This window comes from Methylococcus capsulatus str. Texas = ATCC 19069, from assembly GCF_000424685.1.
Taxonomy (GTDB): domain Bacteria; phylum Pseudomonadota; class Gammaproteobacteria; order Methylococcales; family Methylococcaceae; genus Methylococcus; species Methylococcus capsulatus.
Window position 1 is genome coordinate 115,938 of the sequence record NZ_AUKJ01000018.1, and the last position, 18,262, is coordinate 134,199.

At 65.4% G+C, this 18,262-nt stretch carries 17 protein-coding genes; 9 read left to right on the forward strand and 8 right to left on the reverse strand.

The features are described 5' to 3' along the window. A partial coding sequence (locus H156_RS17225; protein ID WP_211221992.1) for a cellulose-binding protein occupies positions 1-1,838 on the forward strand: 1,838 nt, incomplete at its 5' end. An 81-nt stretch (positions 1,839-1,919) separates the two neighbouring features. Here H156_RS17225 and gcvH read toward each other — a convergent pair. Continuing rightward, positions 1,920-2,303 carry a glycine cleavage system protein GcvH gene (gcvH, locus tag H156_RS0106665; protein WP_010959423.1) on the reverse strand — a complete coding sequence of 128 codons (384 nt, stop codon included), beginning with the start codon at positions 2,301-2,303 and terminating at the stop codon, positions 1,920-1,922. Positions 2,304-2,492: 189 nt separating this feature from the next. Between gcvH and apbC the strand changes: the two genes are divergently transcribed. The 4 genes from apbC to H156_RS0106685 are packed head-to-tail and all read left to right on the forward strand — an operon-like array spanning position 2,493 to position 7,386. Next, on the forward strand, positions 2,493-3,578 hold the full coding sequence (gene apbC / locus H156_RS0106670; RefSeq protein ID WP_010959424.1) for an iron-sulfur cluster carrier protein ApbC: 1,086 nt from the start codon (positions 2,493-2,495) through the stop codon (positions 3,576-3,578). Positions 3,579-3,588: 10 nt separating this feature from the next. Next, complete coding sequence (gene dcd, locus H156_RS0106675; RefSeq protein WP_010959425.1) at positions 3,589-4,155, forward strand: dCTP deaminase; 567 nt, start codon at positions 3,589-3,591, stop codon at positions 4,153-4,155. 28 nt (positions 4,156-4,183) lie between these two features. After that, positions 4,184-5,464: a glutamate-1-semialdehyde 2,1-aminomutase gene (hemL, locus tag H156_RS0106680; RefSeq protein ID WP_017365925.1), complete on the forward strand. Its 1,281-nt coding sequence runs from the start codon at positions 4,184-4,186 to the stop codon at positions 5,462-5,464. Beyond that, the gene (locus H156_RS0106685) at positions 5,461-7,386 is read left to right on the forward strand and encodes a VTT domain-containing protein (protein ID WP_017365926.1); all 1,926 of its coding nucleotides are present in this window, start codon (positions 5,461-5,463) and stop codon (positions 7,384-7,386) included. The genes hemL and H156_RS0106685 overlap by 4 nt, the downstream gene beginning before the upstream one ends. Here H156_RS0106685 and rho read toward each other — a convergent pair. From rho to cyoE, 7 genes are all read right to left on the reverse strand, one after another. Continuing rightward, positions 7,383-8,639 (reverse strand): transcription termination factor Rho, encoded by a 1,257-nt coding sequence (rho, locus tag H156_RS0106690; protein WP_010959428.1) that lies wholly within the window; start codon positions 8,637-8,639, stop codon positions 7,383-7,385. The genes H156_RS0106685 and rho overlap by 4 nt on opposite strands. Before the next feature lie 185 nt (positions 8,640-8,824). Continuing rightward, positions 8,825-9,154, reverse strand: coding sequence for a thioredoxin TrxA (gene trxA, locus H156_RS0106695; protein ID WP_010959429.1), 330 nt, complete (start codon positions 9,152-9,154; stop codon positions 8,825-8,827). Positions 9,155-9,317: 163 nt separating this feature from the next. Further along, positions 9,318-10,085 carry a lysophospholipid acyltransferase family protein gene (locus tag H156_RS0106700; RefSeq protein WP_017365927.1) on the reverse strand — a complete coding sequence of 256 codons (768 nt, stop codon included), beginning with the start codon at positions 10,083-10,085 and terminating at the stop codon, positions 9,318-9,320. Continuing rightward, positions 10,060-10,836, reverse strand: a complete 777-nt coding sequence (locus tag H156_RS0106705) for a GNAT family N-acetyltransferase (protein WP_017365928.1) — start codon at positions 10,834-10,836, stop codon at positions 10,060-10,062. The genes H156_RS0106700 and H156_RS0106705 overlap by 26 nt, the downstream gene beginning before the upstream one ends. Before the next feature lie 127 nt (positions 10,837-10,963). Continuing rightward, positions 10,964-11,767: a general secretion pathway protein GspB gene (locus H156_RS0106710; RefSeq protein WP_017365929.1), complete on the reverse strand. Its 804-nt coding sequence runs from the start codon at positions 11,765-11,767 to the stop codon at positions 10,964-10,966. A 21-nt stretch (positions 11,768-11,788) separates the two neighbouring features. Further along, on the reverse strand, positions 11,789-13,387 hold the full coding sequence (locus tag H156_RS0106715; protein WP_017365930.1) for an ExeA family protein: 1,599 nt from the start codon (positions 13,385-13,387) through the stop codon (positions 11,789-11,791). A 163-nt stretch (positions 13,388-13,550) separates the two neighbouring features. Further along, positions 13,551-14,447 carry a heme o synthase gene (gene cyoE, locus H156_RS0106720; protein ID WP_010959434.1) on the reverse strand — a complete coding sequence of 299 codons (897 nt, stop codon included), beginning with the start codon at positions 14,445-14,447 and terminating at the stop codon, positions 13,551-13,553. A gap of 79 nt (positions 14,448-14,526) precedes the next feature. Here cyoE and H156_RS0106725 point away from each other — a divergent pair, with 79 nt between their 5' ends. Genes H156_RS0106725 through coaD form a run of 4 tightly spaced genes read left to right on the forward strand, consistent with a single transcriptional unit; the run spans position 14,527 to position 18,262 of the window. Further along, positions 14,527-15,906 carry a M16 family metallopeptidase gene (locus tag H156_RS0106725; RefSeq protein ID WP_017365931.1) on the forward strand — a complete coding sequence of 460 codons (1,380 nt, stop codon included), beginning with the start codon at positions 14,527-14,529 and terminating at the stop codon, positions 15,904-15,906. Then, a complete protein-coding gene (locus H156_RS0106730) occupies positions 15,896-17,221 on the forward strand; it encodes a M16 family metallopeptidase (protein ID WP_017365932.1) in 1,326 nt (441 codons plus the stop codon). The genes H156_RS0106725 and H156_RS0106730 overlap by 11 nt, the downstream gene beginning before the upstream one ends. Next, positions 17,211-17,777, forward strand: coding sequence for a 16S rRNA (guanine(966)-N(2))-methyltransferase RsmD (rsmD, locus tag H156_RS0106735; protein WP_010959437.1), 567 nt, complete (start codon positions 17,211-17,213; stop codon positions 17,775-17,777). Before H156_RS0106730 ends, rsmD begins: the two co-directional genes overlap by 11 nt. Next, on the forward strand, positions 17,774-18,262 hold the full coding sequence (coaD, locus tag H156_RS0106740) for a pantetheine-phosphate adenylyltransferase (RefSeq protein ID WP_010959438.1): 489 nt from the start codon (positions 17,774-17,776) through the stop codon (positions 18,260-18,262). The genes rsmD and coaD overlap by 4 nt, the downstream gene beginning before the upstream one ends.

Below are 18,262 nucleotides of genomic sequence, written 5' to 3' on the forward strand. Positions count from 1 at the left end.
CGACTCCGACTCCGACTCCGACTCCGACTCCGACTCCGACTCCGACTCCGACTCCGACGCCGACGCCGACGCCGACGCCGACGCCGACGCCGACGCCGACGCCGACGCCGGGTCCGGCGGCCAACCCGATCGGCATCAACGTCACCGGGCTTTCCTACTACGGGACCGAGGTGCCGTTCCTGAATCTGTTCAAGCTGTCCGAACCGTGGCTGACCCAGTGCGACGCCTACCAGGATCCGAACTGCAGCACCTTCGTCGAAGCGGGCGGCAGCTCCTGGAACACGAGGGAGCAGGCCAAGCTGATTCTGGATTCGAACGGCTACCCGCGTTCGCTGCCCGATCCCGCCCAGGGGGCGGCTAGCGGCACCAACTACACATCGGTCGCGACCCTGGTCCCGACCGGCTTGAATTCCGCCACCCCGGCCGGACGGTTCATCGTCCTTTATGACGGCGAAGGCACCCTGGCATACGGCCGCGGCGCGAGCAGGAATGCCTCGCTGTCCTCGCCGGGCCGGGATGTCATCGACGTCTCGACCGACGGCATCCAGACCTGGATCCAGGTCTCCATCAAGGCCACCGATCCCAACAAGACCGGGAATCACATCAGGAACCTGCGCCTGCTGCAGGCCGGCGGGGTCTGCAGCAACGATCCGGCGGCGTACTGCGACCCCTCGGCGGCACAGAGCGGCTGTGCAAGCGGCGGCTCGTGCCGGTCGTTCGAGCAGGTTTACCCGACTCAACCGTTCGACCCTCGCTTCCTGCGCAATCTGGCGGGTTTCAAGGCCGTCCGCTTCATGGCGTTCCAGAACACCAACGACTCGCAGGTCGAACTGTGGGCCGACCGCACCCTGCCCGACGACGTCACCTGGGTGTCCGAGCGCGGCGACGGCGGGCCGGTGGAGATGGCGGTGGCGCTCGGCAATCAGCTCGGTGCCGACATCTGGGTGAACATGCCGACCCATGCGGACGACGGCTATGTGCGCAGTTTCGCCACTCTGGTGAAGAACACGCTCGCGGCAAGCCGGAAGGTGTACGTGGAGTACAGCAACGAGGCCTGGAACGGTGCGTTTTCCGCCGGGAGCTGGATGGAAAATCAGGCACTCACGCGCTGGGCCGGCGCCAGCGACACACCCTTCGGCAAGCGCCTGCAATGGTATGGCATGCGCACCGCCCAGATCTGCGACATCTGGAAGGCGGTCTGGGGTGCATCGTTCAGCCGGGTGGTGTGCGTCCTGGGCGCCCAGGCGGCCAATCCCTGGACCGCCAGGCAGGCGCTGGACTGTCCTTTATGGGCGGCGGAAAACGGCGGAGCCTCGTGCGTGCAGCACGGCATCCGCGCGCTGGCGATTGCTCCCTATTTCGGCTATTACCTCGGTCTGCCGGAGAATCGGACGGTCGTGGACGCGTGGACCGGTCAGGCGGACGGCGGGCTGGCCAGCCTGTTCGCCGAGCTCCTGCAGGGCGGTTCCTTCGTCAACGGGCCGGCCGGCGGTGCGCTGGAGGACGCAAGGCGGCAGATGCTGCAGTACAAGGCCGTCGCCGCGGAATACGGGCTGGAGCTGGTCGCCTATGAGGGTGGGCAACATCTGGCGGGTGTCGGCGCGGTGGTCGACGACAATGCGGTCACCGATCTGTTCGTCGCCGCCAACCGCGACGGCCGCATGGGCCCGGTCTACAGCCGGCACCTGAACGACTGGAGCGCCGCGGGCGGCGGACTCTACAATCTGTGGAACAGCGTGGAGCCCTATTCGAAGTGGGGGGCGTGGGGATTGCTCGAATACCGCGATCAGGGCGGCGCGCCGAAATACGACGCGGTGAAGAGCCTCCTCTCCCCTTAGACTCCACGGAACCGGGCCGAAGGCCGTGCCGTCCGGTCTAACGCCGCGTTCCACGGAGCCTGGTGACCGGGCGGTCTCTTTTCACTCTTCGGCGATGGTCCGGTAACCCTCGGCGTCGAGCAGCTGGTCCATTTCCCCGATGTCGTCGGGTCTCACGGCGAACAGCCAGGCCTCGTAGGGCGACTGGTTGACCCGTTCCGGCGCGTCGGCCAGAGCCTCGTTGCGAGCGACGATCTCTCCGCTCAAGGGGCTGTTGACGTCCGCTGCCGCTTTCACCGATTCGACCACCGCACAGGCCTCGCCGGCGTGGACGCGGCGGCCGACGGCCGGCAGTTCCAGATAGACCAGATCCCCCAGCGCTTCCTGGGCATGGTCGGAAATTCCGACCTTGACGGTTCCATCCGCTTCCAAGCGGGCCCATTCGTGGGTCTTGGCGTATTTCAGCCCGGCCGGCAAGTTGCTCATGAGTCGGTGTCCTCTTTCTCGGGGCGGTCAGACCGCCATCGCCACAACTTATGTGAAATCGCCGGGCAGGTAAAGGCGTGTGGCGAGTAATGCAGTGTCGCCGACCGGTGTTACCCGGTCTTTCGGCACCGTTTGCGGGTAAACTACAGGGAACCCATACTGGAAATTTCTGGTCAGGAGCCCTCGAGAATGAGCGTTACCCAGGCGGATGTCGAAGCCGCTCTGAAAAACTTCGTCGATCCCAATCTCGGCGTCGATTGGTTCGCCGCCAAGTCGGTGAAAAAGATAAGCGTGGACGGCGACCGCGTGAGTCTTCGCATTGCGCTGGGGTATCCCGCCGGTTCCTGCCGCGATGAACTGGCGCAGGCCGCGAAAGCCGCGATCCGCGCGGCGGTCGGCGCCGCCGAGGTCGAGATCGACCTCGTCTCGGAAATCGTCTCCCATGCGGTACAGAAGGGCCTGAAGCCGATGCCGGGGGTGCGGAATATCATTGCCGTCGCTTCGGGCAAAGGAGGGGTCGGCAAGTCGACCACGGCGGTCAATCTGGCCCTGGCTCTGGCCGGCGAAGGCGCGCGGGTCGGTATTCTCGACGCCGACATCCACGGTCCCAGTCAGCCGCTGATGCTGGGCGTGTCCGGGCGGCCCGAAACGGAGGGCAGGAAGATCCACCCCATCGTTGCGCATGGTCTCCAATCCATGTCCATCGGCTATCTGATCGACGAGGACACCCCGATGATCTGGCGCGGCCCGATGGTCGTCGGCGCCTTGCAGCAACTATTGAACGATACCCTGTGGGAGGACCTCGATTACCTGATCGTCGACCTGCCGCCCGGCACCGGGGACATTCAGCTTTCGCTGGCGCAGCAGATCCCGGTGTCCGGCGCCGTCATCGTCACCACCCCGCAGGACATCGCTCTTCTGGACGCCCAGAAGGGCCTCAAGATGTTCGAAAAGGTCAGTATCCCCGTGCTCGGCATCATCGAGAACATGAGCGTCCATGTATGCAGCCGCTGCGGACACGCCGAACCGATCTTCGGCGAGGGCGGCGGCGAGAAGATGGCGCAGAAGTATGGCACCGAATTGCTCGGCCAGTTGCCGCTGGACCGCAGCATCCGCGAAGACGCCGACGGCGGGCGGCCGACCGTGATCGCGGCGCCGGACAGCGAGCCGGCCCGGATGTACCGGAGCATCGCCCGCAAGGTCGCGGCGCGGCTGGCGCTCAAGGCCAAGGACTACAGCGGCCGCTTCCCCACCATCACTGTCGTCAACAACTGACCGCATCGACATGGGTATCAAATCAGACCGCTGGATACGGAAGATGGCGCGGGAGCACGGCATGATCGAACCGTTCGAGCCGCATCAGGTCCGCCACGGCGATTGTTCCAGCGTCATCTCCTACGGCACCTCGAGTTACGGCTACGACGTCCGCTGTTCCAACGAATTCAAGATATTCACCAACATCAATTCGGCCATCGTCGATCCCAAGAATTTCGACCAGAACAGCTTCGTCGACCTGGTCTCGGACGTGTGCATCATTCCGCCCAATTCATTCGCGCTGGCTCGGACCGTGGAGTACTTCCGTATCCCCCGCGACGTCCTGACCATCTGCCTGGGTAAATCGACCTATGCCCGCTGCGGCATCATCGTCAATGTCACGCCCCTGGAGCCGGAATGGGAGGGGCACGTGACCCTGGAGTTTTCCAACACCACGCCCCTGCCGGCGAAGATCTACGCTAACGAAGGCGTTGCCCAGGTATTGTTCCTCGGCGCCGACGACGTCTGTGAAACTTCCTATCGCGACCGCAGCGGCAAATACCAGGGCCAGACCGGTGTCACCCTGCCCAAGGCTTGATTTCGACCTTTTTCGGAGAACCCCGTTCATGCTCGATTCGACCACTCTCTTCGCCGATGCCTGCCGTTTCATTCCCGGCGGGGTGAACTCTCCGGTCCGCGCCTTCCGCGGCGTGGGGGGGACGCCGGTGTTCGTCGATCGCGCCGAAGGCCCTTACGTCTATGGCGTGGATGGCAAGGCCTATATCGATTACGTCGGTTCCTGGGGACCGATGATACTTGGCCATGCCCATCCGGAGGTCTTGACGGCGGTGCATGCCGCGGTCGACCGGGGTCTGAGCTATGGCGCGCCGACGCTGGCCGAGACGGCCATGGCGAAGACGGTTTGTGCGCTGATGCCCTCGCTGGACCGGGTGAGGATGGTCAGTTCCGGCACCGAGGCGACCATGAGTGCCATCCGACTGGCGCGCGGATACACCGGTCGCGACAAGATCGTGAAATTCGAGGGCTGTTACCATGGCCATTCCGATTCACTCCTGGTCAAAGCCGGTTCCGGCGCCCTCACCCTCGGCGCGCCCAGCTCGCCCGGTGTGCCGGCCAGCCTGGCGGAACACACCCTCGTCCTGCCTTACAACGATGCCGCCGCAGTGCGGGACGTCTTCGCGCGTCACGGCGCCGAGATCGCCTGCATCATCGTCGAACCCGTGGCCGGCAACATGAACTGCGTACCGCCGGTTCCGGGCTTCCTGGAGACCCTGCGCGACGTCTGCGACGCCAGCGGCGCGGTGTTGATTTTCGACGAAGTGATGACCGGCTTCCGGGTGGCGCTGGGCGGCGCCCAGGCGCATTACGGTATTTGCCCGGATCTGACGACGCTGGGCAAGGTCATCGGCGGTGGCATGCCGGTCGGGGCTTTCGGTGGCCGGCTCGACATCATGGAGCAGCTCGCGCCGGTGGGGCAGGTTTACCAAGCCGGGACGCTGTCGGGCAACCCCGTGGCCATGGCGGCGGGACTGAAGACGCTGGAGCTGATCTCGCAGCCGAAGTTTTTCGATGAGCTGGCGGAAAAGACCCGCCATCTGGCGGAGGGACTGCGGGTCCGGGCCGAGCAGGCGGGGATTCCCCTATGCGTCAACTGGGTCGGGGGTATGTTCGGCCTGTTCTTCACCGAACAGCAAGGGGTGAGCCGGTTCGATCAGGTCATGGCCTGCGACCAGGAGCGTTTCCGGCGGTTTTTCCACGGCATGCTGGAAGAGGGGGTCTACCTCGCGCCTTCGGCTTTCGAGGCCGGCTTCGTGTCCGCGGCCCACGACTACCAGATCCTGGACCGCACCCTCACCGCGGCCGAGCGGGTATTCGCCGGACTTTGAGCCTGGAAGCCGTCCATCTGTGGGTTGGCCAGCACCCGCATCTCGCTGGGCTGGCGGTGTTCGCCATCGTTCTGGCCGAATCGCTCGCGGTCGTGGGCCTGCTGCTGCCCGGCACGGTCCTGATCTTTACTTTCGGTACGCTGGTGGGCGGCGGCTCGATGGATTTCGTCTCGACGTATGTCTGGGCATTGAGTGGCGCGCTCCTGGGGGATGGCATCAGTTTCTGGCTGGGCTGGCGCCATGGTCAGCGGATCCGGACCGTCTGGCCTTTCAGCCGGTTCCCGGCGGTGCTGGAGCGGGGGGCCCACTTCTTCCGGCGTTACGGCGGCCATGGCGTCCTGTTCGGCCGGTTCTTCGGCGCCGTGCGCGGTATCGTACCCCTGGTGGCCGGCATGGCCGGCATGCCGGCAGGCCGCTTCGTCGGCTACAGCGCCGTGGCGGCGGCCCTGTGGGTTCCCGTATTCCTGGCCCCGGGGGTCCTGTTCGGGGCATCGCTGGAACTGGCCTCGGGAACGACGGCCCGGCTGGTCGGGCTCGGGCTCGGGCTCATCGCTTTGCTGTGGTTCGCGGTGTGGGCGACGGTGCGTGTCTATGCGTTCCTGCAGCCCAGAGCCCGCGACCTGATCCTGCTGATGTTCCGCATCGCCGGAGAGCACCGTCTGCTCGGTCGCATCACGCTGCCGTTGCTCGATTCCGAGCGGCGGGACTACGGGGGGCTGGCGCTGGTCGGTGGTCTCATTTTCGCGGTGGTTTTCGCCCTGGGGCGGTCGTTCACGGTTCCTCCGTTGCCCGTTTCATTCGCTGCATGGCGCACGCCGGCGGCGGATTACGGTTTCACGGTGCTGGAGTCGCTGGGGAGCCGTGAAACCCTGCTGATCGGATTCGGCGTACTGGCGCTCTGGCTCGGCTTCCAGCGTTGGTTCGTCGCCCTTGCCCACTGGTTGATCGCGACGGTCTTCGCGCTGTCGTTGGGCTGGCTGGGAGACCATGGGTTCGTCCTGCCGGCGTTCGATGGTCATGTGTTGCGTGGAGGCGTGGCGTCCGGCTTTGTCGCGGTTCTCGTGGCGCCGGCGTTCCGGAGGGTCGGGGGATGGGTGGCGTACGCGGCGGCGGCGGCGCTGGTCGCGGCCTTGGGATTCGCCCGTATTTACCTGGAACACAGTGAAATACCCCAGGTCCTGTTCGCCCTGGCGATCGGTCTGTCATGGACGGTTCCGTTGGGAATCGCCTGCCGCAGGCATTGCGAAGCGAAGGCGGCATCGCCGGCTGTTGCGGCGCTGGTGACGGTTTGTCTGGCGCTGGTGCTGGCGGCCGCAGCCGTGCGGCACGGTCCGGCGGAATTCGTGCATGCCCCGCTCGTTCGCCGGATGACGACCGCCGAGTGGCTCGCGGACGGCTGGAAACGGCTGCCGGCTTACCGGCTGCAGCCGTTGGGGCGACCGCACCAGCCTTTGCCGATTCAGTGGGCGACCTCCCTGAATGGCGCGCGGGAGAACCTCGAAAAGCTGGGCTGGCGGATGGCGGCGCCATTGTCCTGGCAGTCGGCGCTGCAATGGTTCAACCCGCGGGCGAAACCGGAGGAATGGCCGGTGCTGGCGCGTTTCAACGAGGACAGCGAAGACGCCTTGCGCATGTTGCGGCCCGAACACGGCGGGCGCTGGACGGTGCTGCGGCTGTGGCCGAGCCGGTTCGTGCTGGCGGAAGACGGCGTCCCGCTTTGGGTGGGCAGGATAGACCGGCTCGAAGCGGTCAACCGCTTCGGTTTCCTGGGCTATTTCCGGGAGGCGGGCGACTCGGACCGCATCGATGCCGCGATGCTCCTGGCGCCGGAGCGCATCCCGGGGCTCGTTGCCACCCCGGTGATGCGGGATCCCGGATCCCCGGCGGTTCTGATCCGGGAGCGCTGGAAGCCGGTGCCTTAGCGTTTCATCATGTCGAAGAACTCACGGTTGGTCTTCGAGTCCTTGAGCTTGCCCAGCAGGAACTCGTTGGCCGCCATTTCGTCCATGGGCTGCAATATCTTGCGCAGAATCCAGCTTTTCTGCAGTTCGTCCGGATCGACGAGGTATTCTTCGCGACGGGTGCCCGAACGGTTGATGTTGATGGCGGGGTAGATGCGCCGCTCCGCGATCTTGCGTTCGAGGTGCAGTTCCATGTTGCCGGTGCCCTTGAATTCTTCGTAGATCACTTCATCCATGCGCGAGCCGGTGTCGATGAGGGCGGTGGCGATGATGGTCAGGCTGCCGCCTTCTTCGATGTTGCGGGCCGCGCCGAAGAAGCGCTTGGGACGTTCCAGGGCATTGGCGTCGACACCGCCGGTCAGCACCTTGCCCGAGGACGGCACCACCGTGTTGTAGGCGCGTGCCAGGCGGGTGATGGAATCCAGCAGGATGACCACGTCCCGTTTGTGTTCGACCAGACGCTTGGCCTTTTCGATGACCATTTCGGCGACCTGGACATGCCGTGCGGGTGGCTCGTCGAAGGTGCTGGAGACGACCTCGCCCTTGACGCTGCGCTGCATCTCGGTGACTTCCTCCGGCCGTTCGTCGATGAGCAGCACGATCAGATAGCACTCGGGATTCTTCTCTGCGATGGAATGGGCGACGTTCTGCAGCATCATCGTCTTGCCGGCTTTCGGCGGTGATACGATCAGGCCGCGCTGACCCTTGCCGATGGGGGCGACCAGGTCGATCACCCGGGCGGTCAGGTCTTCCGTGGTACCGTTGCCCAGTTCCAGCACGAAACGCTGGACCGGGAACAGCGGCGTCAGGTTCGAGAACAGGATCTTGTGCTTGGCGTTTTCCGGAGGTTCGTAATTGATCTGCTCGACCTTGAGCATGGCGAAATAACGCTCGCTGTCCTTGGGCGGCCGTATCTTGCCGGAAATGGTGTCGCCGGTGCGCAGGCTGAAGCGCCGGATCTGGCTCGGCGAGACATAGATGTCATCGGGTCCGGCGAGGAAGGAGCTGTCCGGCGAGCGCAGGAATCCGAAGCCATCCTGCAAGATTTCCAGCACCCCGTCGCCATAGATGTCTTCGCCGCTTTTTGCCAGTTTCTTCAGGATCGAAAAGATCAGATCCTGCTTGCGGGTTCGGGCGACGCCTTCGATGTCCAGGGATTCGGCGATTTCGATCAGTTCGGATACGGGCTTGCGCTTGAGGTCAGTGAGGTTCATGCGTTTCCATTGAGGAATTATCGGGGTATGGGAAAAGTCCGGGAGAATTGGCCAGGAAGGCCGCTGGACTCGGGGTCAGGGTCAATCCGACAGAACGCTGCCGGGTCAGGGGAAAAAACGGGGTGCTCGATGCTTCGGACGAAAGGGGCATTCGCTCCGGGGAATGACGGCGAATGCCCGGGAGGTTACATATTGCCTTCGAGGAAGGCCGCGAGCTGGGATTTGGTCAATGCGCCCACCTTGCTGGCGACCACTTCACCGCCCTTGAATACCATCAAGGTGGGGATGCCCCGCACACCGTAACGCTGCGGGGTCGCCGGGTTGTCGTCGATGTTGAGCTTGGCGACGGTCAGGCGGCCTTCGTATTCGCCGGCGATCTCGTCGAGGATGGGAGCGATCATCTTGCACGGGCCGCACCATTCGGCCCAGTAGTCCACCAGCACCGGTCCGGGTGCCTTGAGGACCTTGTCTTCGAATTCGGCGTCGGTCACATGAAGGATTTTGTCACTGCTCACTTGGGCGGCTCCTCGTAGGTGATCACCGGCCCGCTCCCTGGACTCAAGGCGTGCCTGCAGCGGGCCGTGATTGCGTAGATGGCTGGCATTTTCGGGCCAAAACGCCATGGATGCAAGTCCTCTCAGAGACGGCTGAGCTCCGGCAACCGGTCAGGGCGTCGATTCAGGCGACCTGCCGCCGTGTTTCGCCTTTTCCCAGGCAGCCGACGACCGTCTGGCGGGCCGCGTGGGCCAGTTCGTCGCGGTTGAGGTGTTCGCTGTCGATGGCGAGGCCGAAACTCAGTTCGGCCACGGTCCGGGGAATCCCCAGCATCCTCAGCAGGTGGGGAAGAAACGCAGCTTCGCCGACGAACGGCGCTATTTTGCCGGCATCCCCCCGGTAAGCCAGCGCGACCGGCTGCACTGCGACGCCGGCGCGTTTGGCCGGCTGGAACAGACGGGGATGGAACCGCAGCACGGTCTCTCCGCTGGAGCTGGTGCCTTCCGGGAACAGCAGCAGGGTGCGTTTCTGGCGCAGCAGCCAGGTCATCCGCTCGCCGAGCCGCTGGGTATCTTCGCGGTCGCCCCGCCGCAGGAACAAGGTGCCGGTGCGACGGGCGAGGAAACCAAACACCGGCCAGCCGGCGACATCCTGTTTGGAGATGAAGGTCAGCGGAGCCTGAGCGCCGATGACGACGATGTCCAGCCAGGAAATGTGGTTGGCGACCCACAGCGGCGCGTCGGGGTTCCATCGGCCACGGCGTTCGACGTGCACACCGAGGATGAGCAGGAGGGTGCGGAACCAGGCCATCTGGACCCTGTCCCGCAGGCACTGCGCGCGGTTTTCTCCCAGGGCGCGCAAGAGGGGGAACAGCAGCACCACGGCCGCCATGCCGCCCAGGCAGGCGACCGCCACCAGGACGGCCCTATAGGCCTGTCTGAAGCGCGGCATTCCGCTCGCCTCCGACGAAGTGGCGTTCATAGCGTCCTTGCAGGCGTTCCATCTTCAGCAGGACGAAGACGTCCATGACGTCGAAATCCTCGTCCCAGCAGGGTTCGCCGAAAACCCAGGCGCCCAGCCGCAGATAAGCTTGCAGCAGGGGGGGGACGCCGCTCTCGTCGCGCTGGCAGCGTTTCCAGGCGGGGACAGGGTGACGGGGCCGGACACCCAGCTCTGCCGGTCCCAGTCGCTCTTCCCCGACGTTGCGGTAGACCGCGTCCACCGCGAAACCGCTCGGGCCCGGCGGGATGCTGGCGCAGCCCATCAGGTGGTCGAAGCCGCCTTGGGTGACGTATTCCGACAGGGCCCCCCATAGGCAGGCGATGACGGCGCCGCCACGGTAGTTCGGATCCACGCAGGTGCGGCCGATCTCGAGGAATCGTCCTTTCAGGGCGAGGACGCCGGACAGGCTGAACTCGCCTTCCGAATAGAAGCGGCCCAGCCGTTTGGCCTGGCTGTCGCTCAGCAGACGGGTGCTGCCGATGACGCGTCGCTCGCGGTTGTCCATGACCACCAGGTGGTCGCAATAGGCGTCGAATTCGTCGATGTCGAGACCGTCGATGGGCGTGTGCAGGCGCGCCCCCATTTCCTCGGCGAAGACGCGGTAGCGAAGTTTCTGTGCGGCAACGATCGTCGCTTCGTCTCTCGCGACGAATGCCGTGAGCCGGCCCGGCCGACTCGTGCGTGATTCCGGTGCTCCCAACGTATATCTCCCGCGAACTTGATAAAGAGGTTCGGCAGAAGATACGGAGCGGAATTGACAGATTGGCTAAGACTCGGTGACGTTTGGATGAAAGCCGGGGTTTTCGATCAGGCTAGCCGCAGCCGAATCAGGGGCGTTCCAGGCGGAAGCGTTGCCCTTCGAAGACCAAGGTCAGGCTGGATTCGTCCACGCTTTCCAGGCGCACCCCTTCGGCGATGGTATCGCCCGCCGAGTGTCGTTTCATGTTGATGACGGCGAAGCGGTCGTCGGGGTGCGGACCGTAGGCGAACAAGTTGATCTTGAGCTGCGGAACCCGGCTCTGGAAGGAGGGTGGCATTTCGCTGAGCAAGGGAACCGTATCCCGCCTTGGCGCGGGCGTGGCCGGAGCGGGCGGCGGTGCCTTCCGTACCGGAGCCTCGGTTTCCGGCTCCTCCTCCTCCGCTTCGGTCGCATCGTCGATTTCGCCGGCCATCGTTTCGTCCCCGGCATCCTCTTCCGCCGCTTCTCCGGTCTCGGTTTCCGGTCCCTTGCCGCCGACGGGCCGGACCGCCGCCGGCGGTGCGGCCGGGTGCGGATGGAGTCCTCTGGGGGGGGCGTCGCCGAGCCGGCGGGCGAAAGGCGGCACCGTCGCCGCAGGAGGGGGCGACGGTTGGGTGGCCGCCACGGGCGCCGTCATTGAAGGAGTTTCCCGGGTCAAGGCCGGCGGCGACTGACTTGCCGGCGCGTCGGGCGCCGGCGGGGTGCCCGAGGTGAGTCCCAGAAAATAGCCCAACGCCGCCACGTTGGCGACGACTACTACGCCCAGGACCCACGCCAGCCAGGGGCGTCTAGGCACCGGTTCCGGTGAGAAGATCACGCTGTCCAGTGAGGCGGCTTGGCTGAGTTTTCGTTCCCGCTCCGATTTGCGGAGCGCATCGAGGATATAGGACATCGATCTAACCGGGCGAAGAGGTCATTCCAGGTGCGGCGCGTCGGCGCCCTTCGTTTCGTTGAGCAGGCGGATGAAAGTATGCGGCCCGACGGTACCATCGACAATCAGGCCGTGCTGTTTCTGGAAGGCGGCGACCTGGGCTTTCAGGGCTTCGTCGAAGCGCTGGGGGTCGGCGGGTCTCTTTTTTGCCGGAAAATGCTGGCGCAGCCATTTGACCGCGGGTGACGATTCGCCGGGCCGGAGTACGGTGACATTCGCCGCCGGCGGACGCCACAGCAGCGTGAACCTGCCTTCCCAGAACGGCAGGTTTTCCGTCAGCGGCAGGGTCGCGGGCTCGCCGCCGAATTCCACCGTCGCCAGATCGCCGGCGATGCCGGTCAGCGTGCCGTAGCGCTTTTCCCCGCCAGGGAGGGCGAATTCCAGCACCGCCGGGTGATTCAGCGGGCGCAGGCCCGGCCAGCCGGAATCCTCGCTGAGACAGCGCAGACCCTGGCGCTCTGCGGTGGCGCACGGCTTGCCGGCGCCTGCTTCGATTCGCCAGAGCGCGAACAGCCGGTCAAAGGCGGCGGATTCGTCCCGGCCTTTCGATTTCAGCAGATCTTCGAAACGGGCGCGGCCGGTCGCTGCCGCCGGCAGGACCGTCTCCGGCGCGGCTCGGGGTGGAGCGGTCGGTGCGGTCGCAGGCGCTTCCTGCGCGGATGATGCGGTGTTGCCGCCGGGCGTGCGGCCGATGAGGACGATCCCCGCGCCGCTCAGGGCCACGACCGCCACCCCCAGGAGCAGCCGCCGCAGGAAGCGGGGATGCAGGTTCCGTGGCAGGACCTCCCGGGCCGCGCGCCGGACGGTGGTGCGGTCCGCCTGGAATTTGCCCTGTGCGTAGGCACCCAGCAATGCCCGGTCGCAGATGATGTTGATCAGACGCGGAATTCCCCCGGACAGCCGGTGAACCGCCGCCAGCGCCGGGCGTGTGAACAGCGGGGCGGGGCAGCCGCTGACCGAGAGCCGGTGCTGGATGTAGTCGATGGTTTCCGCGCGGGTGAGCGGCGTCAGATGGTAGCGCGCGGTGATGCGCTGGGCGAGCTGCCGTAGCCGCTTCTGTTCCAGCAGCCGGGTCAGTTCCGGCTGGCCGATCAGGATGATCTGGAGGAGCTTGTGCTCGCTGGTTTCGAGATTGGTCAGGAGGCGAATCTGCTCCAGCACGTCGAAGCTCAGATTCTGCGCCTCGTCGATCACCAGCACCGTGCGCCGCCCTTTGGCATGGGCGGTGAGGAGGTACTCGTTCAGGGAATCGACCAGAAGCTTGAGACTCGCGCCTGCCTGCGGATAGCCGATGTGCAGTTCGTCGCAGACGGCGGCGAGAAGTTCCAGTGCGTCCAGGCGGGGGTTCAGGATCAGGGCGACGTCGACGTTTTCCGGCAACTGTTCGATCAGGCAACGGCACAGGGTGGTCTTGCCGGTGCCGACTTCGCCGGTGAGGGCGACGAAGCCGCCGCCTTCCTCCTTGATGCCGTAAATGAGGTGGGCCAGAGCCTCGCGGTGTCTGGCACTGGGGTACAGGAACCGGGGGTTCGGCGCGATCGAAAACGGCGCGTCGGTGAGCCGGAAGAATCGGGTGTACATCGTTTCTCGATCGGGGAGAATCCGGGAATGGTAATCCGAATCGAAGGGCATGGGCAGCCGTCACCGGACGCCGGGCGAGGGGCGACGGGCGCGAGCCGCCGCAAACCCGCCGGCGGAAGGAAGGCTTTCCCGGGCCGACTGGACGGGAAGGCCCGTCAACCGTTCACAGCACGATGTAATGATCCACCAGGAGTGCGGAGAATATCCCCACCAGATAGACCAGCGAATAGGCGAAGGTCTGCATGGCGAGGCGGGGATCGGCCTTGCGCTTCAGGCGGATGGCGTAATAGACGAAGATGCCGCCGAAGATCAGGGCGGCGGCCAGGTAGATTTCACCGCTCATGCCGGTGACATAGGGCATGAGGCCGGCCAGGAACAGCAGGATGGTGTAGAGCAGGATGTGGAGCTGGGTGAAGGCGATGCCGTGGGTCACCGGCAGCATCGGGATGTCGACCTTGGCGTAGTCGTCGCGTTTGGCGATGGCGTAGGCCCAGAAATGCGGCGGGGTCCAGACGAAGATCAGCAGAAACAGCAGCAGAGCGTAGGGGTGCACCGATCCGGTGACGGCGCACCAGCCCAGCACCGGCGGCGCGGCTCCGGCAGCGCCGCCGATCACGATGTTCTGCGGGGTGGCCCGCTTCAGATAGACGGTGTAGATGACCGCATAGCCGATCAGCGACAGGAAGGTCAGAAAGGCTGTCAGCATGTTCACGAAGGCGATCAGGATCGCCATGGCGACGATGCCCAGCACCAGTGCGAAGCCGACGACCTGAGCCGGACGGATGTCGCCGGAGGGCAGCGGACGGTTCTGGGTCCGGGCCATCTCGGCGTCGGCGTGGCGGTCGAGGAAATGGTTGAGCGCCGCCGCCGAGGCGGCCGCGAAGCCGATGCCGAGCGAAGCCCAGAAGGCGGTGTCCAGCGGCGGCACGCCCGGCACGGCCAGGAACATGCCGATGATGGCAGTGAACACGATGTGGCCCACCACTTTCAGTTTGCACAGGGCCAGATAGGTACGCCAGGAGATGCCGCCAGCCGGTTTGCCGCTGGAATTCGTCGTCATCGCTCAAGAATCGGTTGGGTTAAAATGCCCCGGCTTCACGACGGCCAGGCCGGCCGTTTCATCAACGGAGTTCAGTTCAATGTCGATACCGAGACTCGGATTTCTGCTCATGGCGCTGCCTCTGGCGGCGCCGGCGGCACCGCCCCAGGTGCACGAATTCACCCTGGCCAACGGCCTCAAGGTGCTGGTTCAGGAGGACCACCGTGCGCCAGTCGCCGTGTCGCAGGTCTGGTACAAGGTCGGATCGAGCTACGAATACGGCGGTATCACCGGCGTGTCGCACATGCTCGAACACATGATGTTCAAGGGCACGAAGAAGCATCCGCCGGGGGAGTTTTCCCGCATTATCGCAGCAAACGGGGGGAGTGAAAACGCCTTCACCGGGCAGGATTACACGGCCTATTTCCAGACCCTGGAGCGGAGCCGCCTGCCGGTGAGTCTGGAGCTGGAGGCGGACCGGATGCGCAATCTCAGGCTGCTGCAGGACGAATTCGTCAAGGAGCAGCAGGTGGTGATCGAGGAGCGGCGGCTGCGTACCGAGGACCAGCCCCACGCACGGATGGAAGAGCATTTCCAGGCGGTCGCCTTCACCGACAGCCCCTACCGCAACCCCGTGATCGGTTGGCCCGAGGACGTGGCCGGTCTCACGCTGGACGATCTGAGCGCCTGGTATCAGCGCTGGTACGCGCCCAACAACGCCACGCTGGTGGTGGTCGGCGACGTCGCTCCCGGGGAGGTGTTCGAGCTGGCCAGGAAGCACTTCGGCCCGCTCAAGCCGGCCAAGCTGCCGGCGCTGAAGCCGCAGGGCGAGGTGCCCCAGCTCGGCTTGCGGCGGATGGTGGTCAAGGTGCCGGCGAAGCTGCCGCACCTGGAAATGGGTTACAAGGTGCCCTCGCTCAAGACTGCCGCCGCGGAATGGGAGGCCTACGCCCTGGAAGTGGCGGCCGGCATTCTCGACGGCGGCAACAGCGCGCGTTTGACCAGCCGCCTGGTTCGGGGCCGGCAGATCGCGGCGGGCGTCGGAGCCGGCTACGATCTTTATGCCCGGCTGTCGCCACTGTTCAGCCTCGAGGGAACGCCCGCGCAGGGGAAGACCGTGGCGGAGCTGGAAGCGGCTTTGCTGGAAGAGGTCCGCCGGCTGCGCGAGGAGCCGGTCGCCGAGGACGAGCTGGCCCGGGTCAAGGCCCAGGTGCTGGCGAGCAACGTGTATCAGAGGGATTCGGTGTTTTATCAGGCGATGCAGCTCGGTATGGCCGAGACGGTGGGTCTGGGTTGGCGGAAAGTGGAGGAATACGTGGACAAGATCAATGCCGTGACGGCCGAGCAGGTGCGTGAAGTGGCCCGGAAATACCTGATCGACGACGGGCTCACCATCGCCCATCTCGAGCCACAGCCGATCCCGGAAGGGGCGAAGATCCAGGAAGGTCCCGAAGGCATGGGAGGCGGCCATGTCCGTTAAGCGCCTCGCCGTCGTTCTCTTGTTCGTCCTGCTGCCGTTGCAGGGTGTGTTCGCCTTGCCGGAAATCCAGACCTGGACTACGGCCAACGGGGCCAGGGTGTATTTCGCCCGGACCCAGGGGCTGCCGCTGCTGGACGTCCGCGTGGTGTTCGACGCCGGCAGTGCCCGCGATGGCGGGCAGTTCGGCTTGGCCGCGCTGACCTCCGCGGTGCTGGACACCGGTGCCGGCGACTGGAATGCCGACGCCATCGCCCAGCGCCTGGACGGCGTGGGGGCGGTGCTGGGCACCGGGATTTCCCGTGACAGTGCCTCGCTCTCGCTGCGAAGCCTGACCCAGCCCAACCTGCTCCAGCCGGCGCTGGAGACCGCCAGGGTCATCCTGGCGAAACCCCGCTTCGCGGCGGAGGATTTCGAGCGGGAAAAGAACCGCGTGCTGCTGGCGCTGAGCCAGCGTGAAGAGTCGCCCGCCGACCTGGCGGGTATCGCCTTCTTCAAGGCGGTATACGGCGATCACCCGTACGCTCACCCCAAGGACGGCCATGTCGCCACCGTGGAGAAGCTCACCCGGGACGACCTGGAGGCCTTCTACCGCAAGTTCTACGTGGCCAGGAACGCGGTGGTGGCGCTGGTCGGGGACATCGAGCGGGCGCAGGCGGAAAAGATCGCCGACGACCTGGTGTCGGCCCTGCCGCCGGGCGAGGCCGCCGCCCCTCTGCCGCCGGTGCCGATGGATCAGCCAGCGCAGACTCTCAGGCGCGCCTTCCCTTCCGAGCAGACCCACGTGTATTCCGGCCAGCCCGGCATGCGCATCAACGATCCGGACTATTTCCCGTTGTACGTGGGCAACCACATCCTCGGCGGCAGCGGTCTGGTGTCGCGGATCAGCGAGGAGGTGCGGGAGAAGCGCGGGCTGTCCTACAGTGCCCACAGCCACTTCTATCCGTTCCGGGTCGAGGGGCCGTTCCTGATGGGGCTGCAGACCCGCAACGAGAAGGCCGACGAGGCCTTGAACGTGCTGCTGCAGACGCTCAGGGATTTCATTGCCAAAGGGCCGAGCGACAAGGAGCTGGATGCGGCCAAGAAGAACATCGTCGGCGGCTTCGTGCTGCGGCTCGACAGCAACCAGAAACTGGTCGAGCAGATCGCCTCCATGGCGTTCTACGGCCTGCCGCTCGATTACCTGGCGACGTACATCCCGAAAATCGAGGCCGTGACCAAGGACGATGTCCGTCGGGTCTGGCAGGCGCGCATCCATCCGGACCGGCTGCAGACGGTGCTGGTGGGCGCGAATTCCGCAGCCGAAAGTGCGCAATGAGCTGCGCATCATTGGCGGGCTGTGGCGCAGCCGGCGGATCCGGTTCGCGCCGGAGCCCGGCCTGCGCCCGACCCCCGACCGGGTGCGGGAAACCGTCTTCAACTGGCTGCAGCAGCACATAGGAGGCGCGGTCTGCCTCGACCTTTACGCCGGCAGCGGGGCGCTGGGTTTCGAGGCGGCCTCGCGGGGGGCGGCGCGGGTGATCCAGGTCGAGCGCAATCCCAGGGTCTGCAGGGTACTGAAACAATCCTGTGCGATGCTGAATGCGGGGCAGATCACCGTGGTGTGTGCCGAAACCATGAAATTCCTTTCGGGGCGCCCGGAAGTCTTCGACCTGGTGTTCCTGGATCCGCCTTTTCGCACTGGCCAGGTCGGTCCCTGCTGCCGAAAACTGGAACAGGGCGGCTGGCTGAAGCCCGGCGCCAGAATCTACGTGGAAGCCGAGGCCGGACCCGCGCCTGACGGAATTCCGGCCAACTGGACGCTGCTGCGGGAAAAAGCCAGCGGTGACGTCGCCTACCGTTTGTATCAGCGTCTCGAGGAATCTCCCGTTTGAACGTCACCGCTATCTATCCCGGCACTTTCGATCCCATCACCCTGGGGCATGCGGACCTGGTGGGCCGCGCCAGCCGCATCTTCGACCGTGTCATCCTGGCGGTGGCCGAGAGCAAGGCCAAGACTCCGCTGTTCGATTTCGGCGAGCGTCTGGCACTGGCCCGGGAGGCTGTTGCCGAAATGCCCAACGTCGAAGTCGTGGGTTTCAACTCGCTGCTGGTCGACTGCGCCCGGACTCATGGCGCCACCGTGATCCTGCGTGGCCTGCGCGCCGTGTCCGATTTCGAGTTCGAATTCCAGATGGCGGGCATGAACCGTTCGCTGGGACCGGAGATCGAAACGATCTTTCTCACCCCCGGCGAAAGCTATGCCTTCCTTTCTTCCTCGGTCATCCGGGAGATCGCCAAATTCGGCGGCGACGTTTCGGCCTTCGTGCCAGGGCACGTGAGAGCGGCTTTGATGCGCAAGTTCGCCGGTTCCGGCTGA

Coding starts and splice junctions, on each gene's coding strand:
- gcvH (WP_010959423.1), bottom strand. CDS start 2,303: ATGAGCAACTTGCCGGCCGGGCTGAAATACGCCAAGACCCACGAATGG.
- apbC (WP_010959424.1), top strand. CDS start 2,493: ATGAGCGTTACCCAGGCGGATGTCGAAGCCGCTCTGAAAAACTTCGTC.
- dcd (WP_010959425.1), top strand. CDS start 3,589: ATGGGTATCAAATCAGACCGCTGGATACGGAAGATGGCGCGGGAGCAC.
- hemL (WP_017365925.1), top strand. CDS start 4,184: ATGCTCGATTCGACCACTCTCTTCGCCGATGCCTGCCGTTTCATTCCC.
- rho (WP_010959428.1), bottom strand. CDS start 8,639: ATGAACCTCACTGACCTCAAGCGCAAGCCCGTATCCGAACTGATCGAA.
- H156_RS0106700 (WP_017365927.1), bottom strand. CDS start 10,085: ATGCCGCGCTTCAGACAGGCCTATAGGGCCGTCCTGGTGGCGGTCGCC.
- H156_RS0106710 (WP_017365929.1), bottom strand. CDS start 11,767: ATGTCCTATATCCTCGATGCGCTCCGCAAATCGGAGCGGGAACGAAAA.
- H156_RS0106715 (WP_017365930.1), bottom strand. CDS start 13,387: ATGTACACCCGATTCTTCCGGCTCACCGACGCGCCGTTTTCGATCGCG.
- cyoE (WP_010959434.1), bottom strand. CDS start 14,447: ATGACGACGAATTCCAGCGGCAAACCGGCTGGCGGCATCTCCTGGCGT.
- H156_RS0106725 (WP_017365931.1), top strand. CDS start 14,527: ATGTCGATACCGAGACTCGGATTTCTGCTCATGGCGCTGCCTCTGGCG.
- H156_RS0106730 (WP_017365932.1), top strand. CDS start 15,896: ATGTCCGTTAAGCGCCTCGCCGTCGTTCTCTTGTTCGTCCTGCTGCCG.